The following is a 13,701-nucleotide window of genomic DNA, read 5'->3' as shown; positions in this document are numbered from 1 at the left end:
AATGTTCAGGTCTTCCGCTTGGGATTTTGGATCTCGTCTTAAGGACGGTGAGGGCCGCCAACGCGTGTACCCTGTGTTTGCTATGGGAGAGACCGCTTCTTGACGGCGGAGACCGCTTGGGCAACCATAACAGGGCATCTGACCTGCCACGGGTCTTTCATCCAGCCGCGACCGGAGCCCGGTTGGTGTTTACGCCGAGCGGCGCAGGTTGAGCAATCGCCCGACGCGCGGAGCTTTCATCTTGCGCAGCGGGGCGGGCGATTGCGGTGGTCAGGGTTCGCGCGTAGTCGGCGGGGGTCTTGTAGTCCAAGGCTGAGTGTGGGCGTTCGGTGTTGTAGTCGGCGGCCCAGGCAGAAATCACGATCCGCGCATGGGCCAGGTTGCGGAACATCGTCTCGTTGAGCAGCTCGTCTCGCATCCGTCCGTTGAAACTCTCCACGAAGCCGTTCTGCATCGGCTTTCCCGGCGCGATGTAGTGCCACTCGATCCGCTGGGTGGCAGCGAAGGTTAAGATTGCGTTACTGGTCAGTTCGGTGCCGTTGTCAGAGACGATCATCCCCGGCTTTCCGCGGCGCTCGATCAGGGCCGTCAGTTCACGTGCCACACGGCGCCCCGAGATCGAAGTGTCCGGGATTGCCGCAAGGCACTCACGGGTGACGTCGTCGACCACGTTGAGCACCCGAAAGCGCTGGCCATTGGCGAACTGGTCATGGACGAAATCCAGCGACCAGCGCGCATTGGGTCGCGCCTCGACCAGGATCGGCGCCCGTGTCCCGACGGCCTTACGCCGCGCCTTCCGCTTGCGCACCGTCAACCCTTCCTCGCGGTAGAGCCGATAGATCCGGTTGATGCCGGAAGGCTCTCCCTCACGCCGCAGCAGCACGAAGAGGCGCCGATAGCCGAACCTCCGGCGCTCGTTGGCCAGCTCCCGCAACCGCCCGCGCAGCACCGTATCCGGCGCGCGCTGCGCCTGATAGCGGACCATCTTGCGGTCCGCCCCGACAACCCGGCACGCCCGCCGTTCCGAGAGCCCGAACCGGGCCCTCAGATGCGCGACCGCCTCGCGCTTCACAGCAGGCGTCACCACTTTTTTGAAACCAGTTCCTTCATCGCGGCCAGATCGAGCATCTGCTCGGCCAGCAGCTTCTTCAGCTTGGCGTTCTCATCCTCGAGCGTCTTCAGCCGCTTCGCCTCCGATACCGTCATGCCGCCGAATTTGGCCTTCCAGTTGTAGAAGGTGCCTTCCGACATGCCGTGCTTGCGGCAAAGGTCTGCGCACTTCGCGCCTGCCTCGTGCTCTGCCAGGATGCCGATGATCTGTTCGTCCGTAAATCTCGTTCGCTTCATTGTCCGTCCTCAAGTTGGAGCGGACTCTAATCAACGGTGGAGGAAAAATCCCGTGGCAGGTCACATCCGGGACACCGGATGCCCCATGACCTGCTGACCTAAGCAGCAAAATTTTCCCGATATAGGACGTTATCGACTCTGATCGTCTTCGGATAGCCGATCCTGCCACAGACCTTCTCCAGCGTCTGCACGACGTCCTCGCCCCGGTAAGCAAAGCGGGGATCGGCCGCCGGGCAGAGCCGGGAATGGGTATCGACGACGGTTAGGATGCGCAGCTTCTTACCCATGGCGAGCTGGTCATGCACGAAATCCATGGCCCACACGTCGTTCGGCCCAACAGCTTCTTGGCGGTCCTCCCGCAGCTTGGCCTTCACCCGGCGCTTCGGGTGCTTGTTGCGCAGTTGGAGCCCCAACTCATTGTAAATCCTGCGTGTCTTCTTCATATTGATGATCCAACCTTCTCGCCGAAGCAAGACATGCACACGGCGATAGCCATACCGCACGCGCGTCTCGCAGATCTCCTTGATCCGCCTTTCGACGGCAGCCTGATGCGTCCGCCGGGACTTGTAGTGGTAGCTGGACGTGTCGAAGCAGACGGCCCCACAAGCCTTCCGGATCGACACGCCCCAGTCGACGCACATCCCGGTCACGATCTCTCGCAGACGACCAGGCTTCAGATCTTTCGCCGGATCACGTCCGCTCGCCATTGTCCTCGGACCAATGGCGGACAAAGGCTCGCCATCTCCCGGTCCAGCGTCAGGTCCGCGACGATCTTCTTCAGCCGCGTGTTCTCGTCCTCAAGCGCCTTCAGTCGGCGCATCTCGTCAGGCAGCAACCCGCCATACTTCTTCTTCCAGTTGAAGTAGGTCGCCTGGCTGATCCCTGCCTTGCGACAAATCTCGGCGACCGGTGTTCCCTGCTCGCCCTGCTTCAGGATGAACGCCTTCTGCGCCTCCGTGAACTTCGATGCCTTCATACGTTTCCGCTCCTCTCCCAGCCAGGAAAGCTTAGCCGAAAACTCCAGCTTCAAACGGTCCAGTCTTCAGGGGGCAGAGCAATGCTGAAGTGGTCCCAGAAAACTGGACAGCGAGCTAAGGTGTATCCCAAACCTTTGAAGGGATACGAGAATGGCGAAACGCCGAAAGTTTACAGACCAGTTTAAGGCCAAGGTCGCGTTAGAAGCGCTGCGTGGCGACAAGACGATCCAGGAGATCGCCGCGAAGCACCAAGTGCATCCGAACCAGGTCAGCACATGGCAGCGCCAGGCTGTCGAAGGTATGGCCGATGTTTTTGCCCGTGGCGGCAAACCGGAAGGTCCGACAGAAGCAGAAATCAAAGAGCTCCATGCCAAGATCGGGAGGCTGGCTGTCGAGAACGATTTTTTGTCCGAAGGGCTGAAGCGGTGAGCCCCGAGAAGAAACGCGCGATGATTAAGCGGGACCATCCCGAGTTGAGCATCAGCCAGCAATGCAAACTGGTGCGGCTGTCGCGGTCGGCGTTCTACTACACGCCGGTCGGGATCGACGCGAACACGCTGGCGATGATGAAAGAGATCGACCTGGTCTTCACCAGATACCCGTTCTTCGGCAGTCGCCAGATCGCGGCCTATCTGCGCCGGGATGGGATCGTTGTCGGGCGCCATCGCGTCAGAAGGCTGATGGCGAAGATGGGGCTGGAGGCGATCTACAAACGGCCCCGCACCAGCCAGCCGCATCCCCAGCATCCGGTCTATCCCTACCTGCTTCGAGGCATTCAGATCGAGCGTCCGAACCAGGTCTGGTGCGCCGACATCACCTTCGTGCCGGTGCGCAACGGGTTCCTCTACGTCGTGGCGATCATGGACTGGGCGTCGCGCAAGGTCTTAAGCTGGCGGCTCTCGAACACGATGCACGCAGACTTCTGCATCGATGCCCTCAACGAGGCCATCGCCAAACATGGCCCGCCCGAGGTCATGAACACAGATCAAGGATCTCAGTTTACGGGATCGGCCTGGATCATGACGCTAAACGAGACTGGCGTGCGCATCTCGATGGATGGGCGCGGTCGCTACCTGGACAACGTCTTCATCGAGCGTTTGTGGCGGTCATTGAAGCAGGAGGCGATCTATCTGGAAGAGATCACTGACGGCTTCCAAGCCCGAAGGGTCGTCAAAAACTGGATGGCCTTCTACAACGCCGAGAGGCCCCACTCAGCGCTTGATCGGCAAACGCCCGACGAGGCATATTGGACCGGCTTGGAAGAGCAAAGAGCAGCATGAAACCTAAGACCGATACACCTTAGAAACGCTGCAAAACCTGTCCGGAAAGGTGGGACCACTTCATGCCCAAAGCAGTGAATGTCAGGACTCGGGTCGGAGATCCGGATCATCGCCAATGAGTGTTCCAAGGGCACATGCGCCTCATGCTCCGGCCCAGCCATTACGGCTGGCAAATTAGTGGTATAAATAAATCTGGAGAGTTGCTGAGGCTCTCGAGGTGGATCTTAAACTACAAAGTGTGCAAAATTACTAGGCTTGCCAAACGTGGATGGCTGGTCAGAACCAGCCATCCGAAGAGTATTAATCTGAAGGTCGGGGCTAGGACCACCCATCTTTGATCGCTCCATGGATGTTCACGGTAATGCGACTGCTGATCATGCTCTCAGGGCCCATTTTGAACATGAATATCTTGCCATAGCCGTTGCGCGTTCCATAACCTCGGCTAGGTTGGATCACGAAGCCTTCCTGAAGCTTCTTCCGAACCGCTTTCACCATTTCATGCTGATTGAGGTTGAGTGCACGAATAGCGTCGTCATCGAGCTTCCTGTATCCAGTTCTTCCGTCGAGACTGCTGGGCTTGCGGAAAGGTCGGCTGATCTGGGTCAACATGCGTGTGTACTTCGGGCGAAGATGGGACGGATACTTGCCGGTGATGTGCATGTACGCAGCCCTGTCTCGAAGGTCTCCCTCACGACGAGGGTCCGCCGCTATTTCAGCGTAATACTCGCCATAAAGCGAAGCACGATCAACAAGCGGTAAGCGTGTTCGCGTGACGATTGTTGGAAAACGTGTCTGAGTTTGCATGTTGCTTGGCTCCTTTCGACGGGGCGATAAGTGCGAAAAATCAGGGGCTTAGTATGTACGTCGTCCCGAGGATCAGTTTGCACGAGACCGCTCGGAGGTCCAGAGAAAAATGAGACTTATAAGTCGTGGCCTGATTGGTCGCATCGCGTCAATTGCTTTCGCATCATGGATGTGCGGCAACGAATTGGATGGAACTTGCGAAGGATGCGCAAAGAACGCGACATCACTCAGGAAGATTTTGCCAATGCGAGTGGTTTCGATCGAGGCTACATCAGCGGCGTCGAGCGGGGTGTCCGAAACCCATCAGCACTCGTCCTGGAGAGGATCGCGGAAGCATTGGAGGCAGATGTTTCCGAGTTCTTTGATTTATCGTCAGCGGAGGCGACGCAGCGGGAAACTCAATAGTTTCTGGGAAATTGCAGGAACGATGGAACCCAGCACCAGTGTTTGAAGCCCAACCAAATGGAAGATCCTGGATCGGTCAGGCCCTGGTCGCGGGGTAGTGTCAGACGCCTTGAGATTGCATGAGCCCAGGTCACAAGATATGGTGGCCTGAATGCTCATCAAAGCAAGAACATCGCGGTCTTAGGAAGGTGCGCAGACGGAGTATCAAATGTCTCAAGACCCTATGCTGCCCGACCCATCCCGCTTCAGCCTGACGAGTTTCTCGGAGCTCTTGCCGCCCAGAGATCCAATTATTGGGGAGGCGCCGAGCGATTTCGAAGCGTTCCACGACGCGATGATGAAATCGCTCATGCCGGCCACACCATACGAAGCTGTCGTGGCTGAAAACCTCATCGCAATCGAGTGGGAACTTATTCAACATCGGCGCATGCGGGAGGCCAGTCTTCGCCGGCTTGTGAAATCCTCTATTACAGATGCCGTGGTGGCGCATCGAAAGGCTGTGCATTCCCGGGAGATGAATCGTGCCTTCGAGCAGTTCCTTGCGGAAGGCGGGGATGGAGAAAGATGGAAGGATCCCAAGTCTTTCGATCGTCGTTCCGCTGTCAAAGCCGGTGAGGAGTTGGCAGATCGTGCGACATCGAGGAATGCGACAGACCAGCAGGCCGCCCTTGATGAAATCGCGAAGCTGGGCCTCGAGCCGACCGAGGTGATGAGTGCGGCCTATCGGGACTCGGAAGCTGTCTTGGAGCACGATACGAAGATCCAACAATTGGAGAAACGTCGGCGCGATGTAAAGCGCGATTTCGACCTGCTTGTCAAAGTGCGCCCCGTCGAAGGGGAATGGATTGAAGGATGACCCAATCGGGCATCGCGGCGCGCAATCGTGCAAATGCGGCCAAGAGTACCGGGCCGCGAACCCTGGCCGGCAAAGCAGTGGTTTCGCGAAACGCAGTGCGCCACGGGGCAACCTCCCAGCCTGACCCTGAAGTTGTTGCGGTTTGGCTCGCCATCATTCTCGACAGACCCGAGGTTTCGGTCGACGATCTCGTGCCAGCGGACGATCGCGGTTTTCGGGCTCTTTCGCTGGCGCAGGCAGAGGCGCGCCTATTTACGGCCGAGCTTGCTCTATTAGAGTTCGAGCAGGGACGCTCTGACCTGACCGAGCCGTATGATGCGTTCCAAAAGTACGCGCACGAAATGCTCTTCGAGATTAGGTATATGGCGGCTTCGCGGAAACAAATCCGTACCACCAAATCCATGTTGTCAGACATTGCGCGAGTGCATTCGTGGGAGAACGGTGTAGGAGGGCGGCGTCACCGTCTTCTGAAACGATACGTCGGCGAAGCACGTGCGCAGCGCAGGCGTGCCTTATTTTATTGGGTGGAGGACTTGGGAACGCGATCAAGGGTGGAGAGGTAAACCGTCTCATTTCTGGAATCCCGAAACAAAGCCAATTTGCACCTTAGGGTTGATCTCTGAGGGCCACAACATCCCCAATGGCCCTTCGAAATCAGCACGCAATCAGTTTGTTTTGAGTTAAGGTTGGATTTCGATCCATCCAGAGTACCCGCGGTTCTGGCTGTCAGTGAGGTCAGACCTAAATGCAGGTATGGTTGTGGGTAGACTGAAATCATCGGTATCAATACATAGGGCGATTGACATAGCGTCCGGGAATTGAACACCGACAGAGCAAGGTACTCTTAGCGGGAACGCCATACCCGACGGCAAATACGTTGGTGTCACCGCACCCCCAACCGAAACCGCCCCACCACCCCAAAGTGGTCCGACGTCAGCTTCGGGCGCTGCATGATCACGCCCACTCCACCGGTGGCCATGATGTGGTCGATGGAGATCCCTACGCGATCAAACAACTCGAAGGTCGGGATGGGGAGGCCGATGCGTCTCACGCGGGCGGCTTCGGCAAGCCGCACGGTCGATGTGAAGAAGGGCTCGGCGTTGAAGTCGCCTCCCATGATCACCAGGCCCTCGAGTGCCTCCAGTTGCGGGAGGAGGGCGCGGAGGATGTCGGGGCGCAGGCCTTCGAAAAAGACCTCGATGTGGGCTGACAGCACCCAGACGGGGCCTTCGGGCATCATGACCTGAAACCCGGCGATGCCCCATCCTCCGAAGCAGGTCTGAGTTCCTTCCACCATCGGCCAGCGGGACAGGGCGGCGATGCCGCTCAGGTGCTTCACGTAGCAGTAATGTTGCGATGGATACTCGGCCTTCAGGAGGTCGAGGATCACCTTGTCCGAGGACGCGATCTCCTGAAGTGAAATCGTGTCGGGCCGGAAGCGAAGGAATTCGCGCGCGAGTTCCGCGTGGTTGCTCCGGTTCACGCGGATGTTCTTCTGATAGTGGATGATCTCCCGCGTGCCGGTCACTTGGGCATTGGTTGGGATCGGCGCAATGGTCGCGAGGCACAACGCCACCATCGTGATGACCCCGCGCAACGATGTCCTTCCTGCGGTCGATCGTCGTTTGCCTGCCATCGGATTGTCTGTCCACCTGCCGTTTCAGGATCAGGCTATCGACCCGTCGCAGGTCTTCGCAATTGATAATGTGAGAAAACTTGCTGCCTGACGAGACCGTGCGGCCTTGTGATCGGTCCTGTAGGGTATAGAGACGGGAAGCATGGTAGAGCTTCGCCTCGCATGCCATGACGAGCAGGATTCAACCAAAGAAAGGCGAAACGCAGTGCCTGAGAAGAAAGCGCATCTGATTGCCCTGGGCGGGTCTTTTCTGTCTGCCGTGATGATCCTCTGGTTGACGCTCACGCCCCAGGCAGTGTCCGAGATCAAGGATCTGCCGCTCGACAAACTCGCGCATGTGGCGGCCTTTGCGATCTACGTCCTGCCGACGGCGGCGCTCTTTCCGCGCGCGTTGTTGCCCGTCGTGCTGCTCGGGGTCACTTTGGGCGGCGGGATCGAGGTGATACAGCCGTGGTTCGGACGCGCTCAGGAACTGGCCGATTTCGGCGCGGACCTTGTTGGTCTCGCTCTTGGCTGCGCGGTCGGACTTGGCGTCCGCGCATTCCTTCGGCAGGTGCCGCGCAAGGTCTAGCGCAGGACGCTGCGACGCCAGGTGTTCGCGTTGCCTCGGCGTCGTGACCTACGGCCTCACCCTTTCATCCAAACCTATGGACTGAGGCCAGCGACCTGACCGGGGCGCGTGCGCTACCGTCCATTGTCGGTCGTCCCGGCAACGCCTCGTCAGGGGATGTTTCCAGCCTCGATATCGCGGATCAGCAGCCGCAGCGGGGTAATCTGGACGAGCGTGCGGTTCAGCGACGACAGCGGCTGTTCGGGTACGAAGATGATGTCGTTCGGACGAAGCTCCATTGCGGCGGCGACGACAAGGCGGCTGGGGTCCGTCGCGTCAAGCTTGTAGGCGCGCACCGGGCGGGAGCCACGCAGCAGATAGACCTCAGAGCGTTGCGCGATGGGGCTTCCCATGATCCCGCTCGGCGTGAACAGGATGTCGGCGAGCGTCTCGCGGTTCTCGGGCGCGATCGGGACGATGACGGGGGCCACCGCACCGAGGACATAGACCTGACCGGGCTTGTAGCCCATCGCCTCGATGATGACCTGGTCCTGATCGTGGAGGTAGATGTCAGGAGCCTGCGGGTGCAACAGGATGTCCGAGACCAGGCGGTATTCCTGACCGTCGCGCTGGATCTTGATGACGACCACCGTCTGACCGTTGATCTGTTGCCCCGTGGCGGTGATCAGTTCCCGCAGGGTCAGGCCCTGATCCGTGATCGGCACGACCCGGCTGCCCGATACGTTGGAGACGAGGAAGACCTTGCGCGAATTGAATCCCGTGATCTCGAGCTGGAAACTCGGCGCGATGCCGTTGCGGATCAGCACGTTGCGCACGATGTCGCGGGCCTCGGTAATGGTCTTGCCGCCAAGGCTCAGCTTGCCGAGGCCAAGAAGCAGGATCGAGCCGTCGGATCCGATCCGTCCCGCGCTCGTCAGCACCTGATCGGCTGTCAGAACGGAGGAGGAGGCGCCCGGTCCCGTGTCGATCAGTTCGTTGACCGAGGCGACGCCGCCTTCCGCGAATTGCGCGAAGGTCAACTCGTCGCCGAGCCCGAGCCGGTAGATTTCCGGCCGGTTCGCGGGGGGCAGATTGCTTTGCGTCACCGCGCCTTCGGGAACCACGTTCGCAGAGGCGCCGACCCCGGTTCTCATCACGTTGCGCGGGTAACGGTCCGATTGACGGGCCCGAGCGGTGTCGAGCGTAAGGGGCTCGACGATGATCTGAAGATCCTCCTGCTCACCGGGCACCACTTCGACATCGGTCGGCAGCATCGGCGACTGAAGAACCGCCGTGCAGGACGCGAGCGAGAGGAAGGACATGAGGAGCAGGACAGGTTTCACGATGGCGATTACTCGAGCAATAGGATGGTCCGCAGCTTGAGGCTGCGAAGTCGGTGGATCAAGCCCTTCGACGTGCGCCCGGTCCGGCCGACGAGGATGGTCACGGGATCGAGGCTCGAAAGTCCGTAGGCAGCCATTTCAGCGACGGGTGCTTCGGCCGAGAAGATGACGAGGTCGTGCCTGGATGACAATGCCTCGATGGCTGCGTCGAATTTGGAGGAGGCGAGGAGATCCGCATTCTTGCGACCGGCGGCGAAGCCGAACTCGGCCACACCGGACTCGGATTGAGTTTCCGACCAGTATTCGCCGGTTGCGGCTTCATCCGTCGCCGGTTCGACGGTGCGGCTCAGATCGACAACGGCAACCCTTGTACCATTTTCGGCGAGTGCAAGTGCCGTTCCAAGTGCTGCGCTGCGGGCAGTCGCCTTTGCTCTGCCGCCCAAGACCAGTGCGAACCCGGTATCCGGGTGGCGAAGGCTGACGGCAACGTCGGACAGTCGGCTGCCCCTGTTGGCCGACATGTAATCCTGAACACCCGTCAGGTTCCGGCCATTCAGTTTCTTGAGCCAGCCGGCAGGCACCGTGACGGTTGGGTTCAACTCGTCGCGAAACGCGCGGCGCGAGAAAAACACGCCTCTGCGCAAAGCCCACACCAGAGAAACGCCGGACCCAAGAAACACGCCGAGCACACCTGACAATGCCAGGACAAGCATCCGGTTCGGTTTCGCCGGCGACAGGGGCGGCACGGCGCGTTCAAAGATCTGGGCCGTCTCGCCCGTATAGCCTGCAAGCAGGGACTGCGCCTTCACCTGTTCGATCAGGACGGTATAAGAGGCCTCGGCGATTTCGGCCTCGCGTTGAAGGGTCGCCTGTTCTTCCGCAGAGCCGGCATAGGAGATCGCTTCATCCTCAAGCCTGGCTCTTTCCCGCGCGATACGTTCGAGGCTGTCCCGCAGCGTGGCACTTACCGCTGCCAGCAATTCCCGTTCCGGCCAGGTAAACTCGGAGATGATTTCACTCAGGCCAAGGACTCGGCGAAACTCCACGTCGTCGATGATCGGATGCTCCGACCTGAGCTCCAGATATGTAGCTTGGTTCGTATTGCCGCTTTCCACGGCATCCAGCAGGGCGTCTGCCGCTTCACTCAACTCTCGCGCGCGCTCAAGTCGGTTTCTGATCTGATCCAGCGCCACCGACCCCCTGGCAAGGGCCTCGATCGACAACGTCGAGTTGTCAATCGCGAATTCCTTCAGCCGAGCCTGAGCCTCTTCCATCTCGCTCAGTGTCCCCGCGAGGGTCTCGGACAAGTAGGCAAGCTGGCTGCGCTGCCGCGCGTCTGTATCGAGTTCCGTTTCTGTTACGATCAGGTCCATGATCGCGTTGGCAATCAACGCCGCGCGTGCCGGATCCGTGTGGTCGATCTTGATCGAGGTCGCACCGTTTTCCGTACTCTCGATCACGAAGTTCGCACGCAGCGTGTCAACGACGTTCTTCTCGATGATGCTCTCAGGATCCAATTCCCCGGAGTCGTAGCCGATCGCCCTCTTGATCAGGGCTTTCCAGAGGGGGTCCGTCGCATCGGGATCGTAGGTATTGAAATAGTCATCCCCGCGAAGATCGACCGCTTCGTCGACCTTTCCGATGAACACGCGCCCGCGGACCCTGTCGAAGAGGACGTTTCCTTCGTCAGCCAGACCACTTATGCCTGCCAAGGCTGCAAGGCCGGACATCTCACTTGGAAGCGAGAGGCCAGAATTGCTTGAGTCCTCCAGCTTGAACACGGCTTCAGCGGTATAGATCTTTTCCGCATTCAACGCATAGAACCCGCCGGCAACGATCGCGCCCAGCGTCAGGCCTCCGATGAGGCTCTTGTAGGCCCAAAGAGACGCGAACAACTCGCCGAGGTCGATCTCGTCGTCCTGAACTTCCGGGGTGTCCGCCGTCATGTCTTCCAACTCAGATGCTTATGGGCTCGCGGTCGAATAGCCTGATCGACCAACCACTGCAAGCGGCGGGGGTCCGCAACCCACGGCAATATGAACCCGCCGTCAGGCAAGACGGATCGGAAGCGGAAATGCGCCGGTCCCGATTGTCGGGCCTACGCATGAGCGCAGGGGTCCGGCTTCAGTTCCGCAGGTCGAGCCCGAAGCCCTCTGCGTCGCCCAGTTCGGCCATCGCGTTTTCCGTGAAGGACAGGTCGCTCATGTCGGCGTAATCGATGACGGCGACGCCTTCGAAGTCCGGCTTGCCGTAGATGAAGGCGAGGGTCTTCTCAAGCTCGGCGGGCGACATGCAACCGTTGATGCACCAGCGGGACGCGTTGAGTTCGGCGCTCTGGACGAGGCTTTCGCGCGTAAGGTCAGGGCGTTTCTCGGCGGCGATGTCGACCCAGCGGTCGGGATCGGCCTGCATGTCGCGCGAAGTCTCGATGAGTGCGGCGGTGAAGCGCTGGACGGCGTCCTGCTTCTCGGTCAGCGTCTCTTCGAGGCCCGCCACGAATTTCGTGAGTGCGGGCGAGCGGCTGGAAAACTCGTCCGGCGGCACGATTACATGCACGCTGTCGACCGCGCCGATCGAGGAATAGGTGCCGAAGGACACCGTGGTCGCGTCGACCTTGCCGGCGGCCAGCGCCTGGATGCGCACGTCCGGGGCGCCGATGGCCACATAGTCGGGCATCTCGGGTGACAGGCCGTATTCGGTAAAGACGGCCTGGGTCAGCGCGTGGTCGAGGCTGCCGTAGTCCGCGATGGCAAAGCTGCGGCCTTCCAGATCCTCCACCGAGGCGATCTCGGACTTGGCGGCGATCAGGAAAGCGCTGCCGATGGAGCTTGCCACGACGCCGCGCACGGCCACGTCGTTGTCCGCCCTTAGCCTCAACGCCGTGTCGATCGAGATGTCGGCGAGGTCCACAGACCCGGAGTAAAGCGCGGCGGCGGCCTGCGGCGTGCCGTCGAGCTTCACGTAGGTCACCTTGACGCCGTGCTTTTCGAAATAGCCAAGCTCTTCGGCCAGTTGGAAGACCGAGGCCGTGGTCGGGTTGAAGTTGGCGTCCACCACGCCGAGCGCGACGCTCAGTTCCGGCATCGCCTCCTGCGCGGTCGAGGGGAGGGGCAGCGCCATCAGGCCGGCAAGGCCTGCGGCGGGAAAGAGGGCGGGGAGAATGCGGAAAGTCTGGGTCATTTCGGTCTCGCTTTCGGGGTCGTCAGGGGGTTCACATGGCGTCGGATCGTCAAGGTCATCCGGGGCGGTCGAAGACCGGGAGGGGCGCGAATTCGTCGTTCAGGATCGCCGACGGGGTGTCGTGCCCCATCCAGCCGCTGATCAGGGTCGAGTAGATGCGCCGGAAATCGGTCGTGTATTTCAGGTTGCCGTCGTCGAGGTCTTCAAGGCTCGGCACCGCGCCGTAATGCCCGCCTGCGATCGGATTGCCGATGACGAAGGCAGTCCCCGCCGTGCCGTGATCCGTGCCGAGGCTCGTGTTCTCGGGCACGCGGCGCCCGAACTCGGAAAAGGCCATGAGGACCACGTCGTCGCCGCGCCCGAGCCGGTCCATGTCGGCGATGAAAGCCGCGATATGGTCCGAGGTATAGGACCAGAGCCGGGCGTGCGGGTCCTTCTGGTAGACATGGGTGTCGAAGGCGTTGTTCCGGTACGGGACATAATAGACCTGCGTCGGGAAATCCGCGGCGATGAGCGCCGCCACCTTCTCGAGTCCCCAGGGCGCGAGTCCGTAGTCCACCGGCGTGCGGTAACTGGCCCAGGCGTCACGCACGAGCTGTTCCGAAGTCGAGGCGCTCGCCGCGATCTCCTTGAGGAAGTCGAGTGCCGGGTTGGCGTCGCCATTGCCGCGCTGGTCCACGGCGTCCATCATCGCGGCCTGTTCCTCGAACATCTGCCGGGTGAACTTGTTGGGATCGTCGAACACCAGCGGCACATGGTCCTTCGCGTTCACGGCGAGCGACTGGTGATCGTCGATATTGACGAGGAAATTGGCATTGTGGCCCAGCGGGTCGATGGCGTCGGCCATCCGGCCCAGCCAGCCATGCGCCTCGCCGCTGTTGGGCGCGCCGGTCTGCCAGAAGGCCATGGAGGAGAAATGTGAAAACGACGGCTGGTCATAGCCCACGCCGTGCACGATCCCCATCCGGCCGTCCTTGTAGAGCCGTTCGAAGCCGCGCATCGTGCGCTGGAAGCCGAAATGGTCGTCGATCTCGATCAGGTTCTCACGCCGGATGCCAAGCTGCGGGCGGTGCCGGTAATAGGCGTCGTCGCCGTGGGGGATCACTGTGTTGAGCCCGTCGTTCCCGCCCGACAGCTCGACGATCACGAGGATGCGGTCGGTTGTTCCGGCGCCTGCCACCTTGGACCAGACCGGCGAAGTGGTGATTCCGCCCGCACCTTCCAGAACGATGCTGTCATATCCACCGGCGCGAAGCCTGTCGCGGTCGGCGCGGGTGAGTTTCGGCTGTTTCGTCATCGTCTCCTCCCGAAGTGTTCGCGCGG

The 13,701-nt window shown here is 60.5% G+C and carries 12 protein-coding genes and 1 pseudogene; 5 read left to right on the top strand and 8 right to left on the bottom strand.

Annotated elements, in window-relative coordinates; all coding sequences use genetic code 11:
• Positions 1-157 precede the first annotated feature (157 nt).
• Together KJP29_RS17095 and KJP29_RS17090 are read right to left on the bottom strand one after the other, a co-directional pair.
• A protein-coding gene (locus tag KJP29_RS17095) for an IS3 family transposase (RefSeq protein ID WP_218464713.1) occupies positions 158-1,347 on the bottom strand; the annotation gives its coding sequence in 2 pieces (ribosomal slippage) (positions 158-1,095 and positions 1,095-1,347; 1,191 coding nt in all).
• Positions 1,348-1,478: 131 nt separating this feature from the next.
• Positions 1,479-2,323 (bottom strand): annotated as a pseudogene (locus KJP29_RS17090) (transposase); the annotation flags it as partial.
• Between the two features lie 151 nt (positions 2,324-2,474).
• On the opposite strand from KJP29_RS17090, the gene KJP29_RS17085 reads away from it, so the two are divergent.
• Positions 2,475-3,604, top strand: a protein-coding gene (locus tag KJP29_RS17085) for an IS3 family transposase (protein ID WP_218464712.1) whose coding sequence is annotated in 2 segments (ribosomal slippage) — positions 2,475-2,748 and positions 2,748-3,604 — 1,131 coding nt in all. Because the reading frame shifts where the segments join, the coding sequence is not laid out codon by codon here.
• Positions 3,605-3,922: 318 nt separating this feature from the next.
• Here KJP29_RS17085 and KJP29_RS17080 read toward each other — a convergent pair.
• On the bottom strand, positions 3,923-4,408 hold the full coding sequence (locus KJP29_RS17080; protein WP_218464711.1) for a hypothetical protein: 486 nt from the start codon (positions 4,406-4,408) through the stop codon (positions 3,923-3,925).
• A gap of 165 nt (positions 4,409-4,573) precedes the next feature.
• Between KJP29_RS17080 and KJP29_RS17075 the strand changes: the two genes are divergently transcribed.
• The 3 genes from KJP29_RS17075 (at position 4,574) to KJP29_RS17065 (ending at position 6,232) form a co-directional block, all read left to right on the top strand.
• Positions 4,574-4,813 carry a helix-turn-helix domain-containing protein gene (locus KJP29_RS17075; protein WP_218464710.1) on the top strand — a complete coding sequence of 80 codons (240 nt, stop codon included), beginning with the start codon at positions 4,574-4,576 and terminating at the stop codon, positions 4,811-4,813.
• 208 nt (positions 4,814-5,021) lie between these two features.
• The gene (locus KJP29_RS17070) at positions 5,022-5,669 is read left to right on the top strand and encodes a hypothetical protein (RefSeq protein WP_218464709.1); all 648 of its coding nucleotides are present in this window, start codon (positions 5,022-5,024) and stop codon (positions 5,667-5,669) included.
• Positions 5,666-6,232 carry a hypothetical protein gene (locus tag KJP29_RS17065; protein ID WP_218464708.1) on the top strand — a complete coding sequence of 189 codons (567 nt, stop codon included), beginning with the start codon at positions 5,666-5,668 and terminating at the stop codon, positions 6,230-6,232. Before KJP29_RS17070 ends, KJP29_RS17065 begins: the two co-directional genes overlap by 4 nt.
• Positions 6,233-6,552: 320 nt before the next feature.
• Here KJP29_RS17065 and KJP29_RS17060 read toward each other — a convergent pair whose 3' ends face one another.
• Positions 6,553-7,266: an endonuclease/exonuclease/phosphatase family protein gene (locus tag KJP29_RS17060; protein WP_218464707.1), complete on the bottom strand. Its 714-nt coding sequence runs from the start codon at positions 7,264-7,266 to the stop codon at positions 6,553-6,555.
• 244 nt (positions 7,267-7,510) lie between these two features.
• Between KJP29_RS17060 and KJP29_RS17055 the strand changes: the two genes are divergently transcribed.
• Positions 7,511-7,876, top strand: coding sequence for a VanZ family protein (locus tag KJP29_RS17055; RefSeq protein ID WP_218464706.1), 366 nt, complete (start codon positions 7,511-7,513; stop codon positions 7,874-7,876).
• A 149-nt stretch (positions 7,877-8,025) separates the two neighbouring features.
• Here the strand turns inward: KJP29_RS17055 and KJP29_RS17050 are convergent, their stop codons facing one another.
• From KJP29_RS17050 to KJP29_RS17035, 4 genes are all read right to left on the bottom strand, one after another.
• Positions 8,026-9,198: a hypothetical protein gene (locus KJP29_RS17050; protein ID WP_218464705.1), complete on the bottom strand. Its 1,173-nt coding sequence runs from the start codon at positions 9,196-9,198 to the stop codon at positions 8,026-8,028.
• Between the two features lie 8 nt (positions 9,199-9,206).
• Positions 9,207-11,144, bottom strand: a complete 1,938-nt coding sequence (locus KJP29_RS17045; RefSeq protein WP_218464704.1) for a GNVR domain-containing protein — start codon at positions 11,142-11,144, stop codon at positions 9,207-9,209.
• 178 nt (positions 11,145-11,322) lie between these two features.
• On the bottom strand, positions 11,323-12,378 hold the full coding sequence (locus tag KJP29_RS17040; protein WP_218464703.1) for an ABC transporter substrate-binding protein: 1,056 nt from the start codon (positions 12,376-12,378) through the stop codon (positions 11,323-11,325).
• A 55-nt stretch (positions 12,379-12,433) separates the two neighbouring features.
• On the bottom strand, positions 12,434-13,675 hold the full coding sequence (locus KJP29_RS17035) for a DUF1501 domain-containing protein (RefSeq protein ID WP_218464702.1): 1,242 nt from the start codon (positions 13,673-13,675) through the stop codon (positions 12,434-12,436).
• Positions 13,676-13,701 lie beyond the last annotated feature (26 nt).

The organism is Maritimibacter sp. DP1N21-5, assembly GCF_019218295.1.
Taxonomy (GTDB): domain Bacteria; phylum Pseudomonadota; class Alphaproteobacteria; order Rhodobacterales; family Rhodobacteraceae; genus Maritimibacter.
The sequence above is the reverse complement of the archived record's forward strand: the minus strand, read 5'-3'. Positions and strand labels throughout refer to the sequence as shown.

What these genes read in the sequence shown, in the direction of transcription:
- KJP29_RS17080 (WP_218464711.1), bottom strand. Translation starts at nt 4,408, where the DNA reads ATGCAAACTCAGACACGTTTTCCAACAATCGTCACGCGAACACGCTTA.
- KJP29_RS17075 (WP_218464710.1), top strand. Translation starts at nt 4,574, where the DNA reads ATGGATGTGCGGCAACGAATTGGATGGAACTTGCGAAGGATGCGCAAA.
- KJP29_RS17070 (WP_218464709.1), top strand. Translation starts at nt 5,022, where the DNA reads ATGTCTCAAGACCCTATGCTGCCCGACCCATCCCGCTTCAGCCTGACG.
- KJP29_RS17065 (WP_218464708.1), top strand. Translation starts at nt 5,666, where the DNA reads ATGACCCAATCGGGCATCGCGGCGCGCAATCGTGCAAATGCGGCCAAG.
- KJP29_RS17045 (WP_218464704.1), bottom strand. Translation starts at nt 11,144, where the DNA reads ATGACGGCGGACACCCCGGAAGTTCAGGACGACGAGATCGACCTCGGC.
- KJP29_RS17040 (WP_218464703.1), bottom strand. Translation starts at nt 12,378, where the DNA reads ATGACCCAGACTTTCCGCATTCTCCCCGCCCTCTTTCCCGCCGCAGGC.
- KJP29_RS17035 (WP_218464702.1), bottom strand. Translation starts at nt 13,675, where the DNA reads ATGACGAAACAGCCGAAACTCACCCGCGCCGACCGCGACAGGCTTCGC.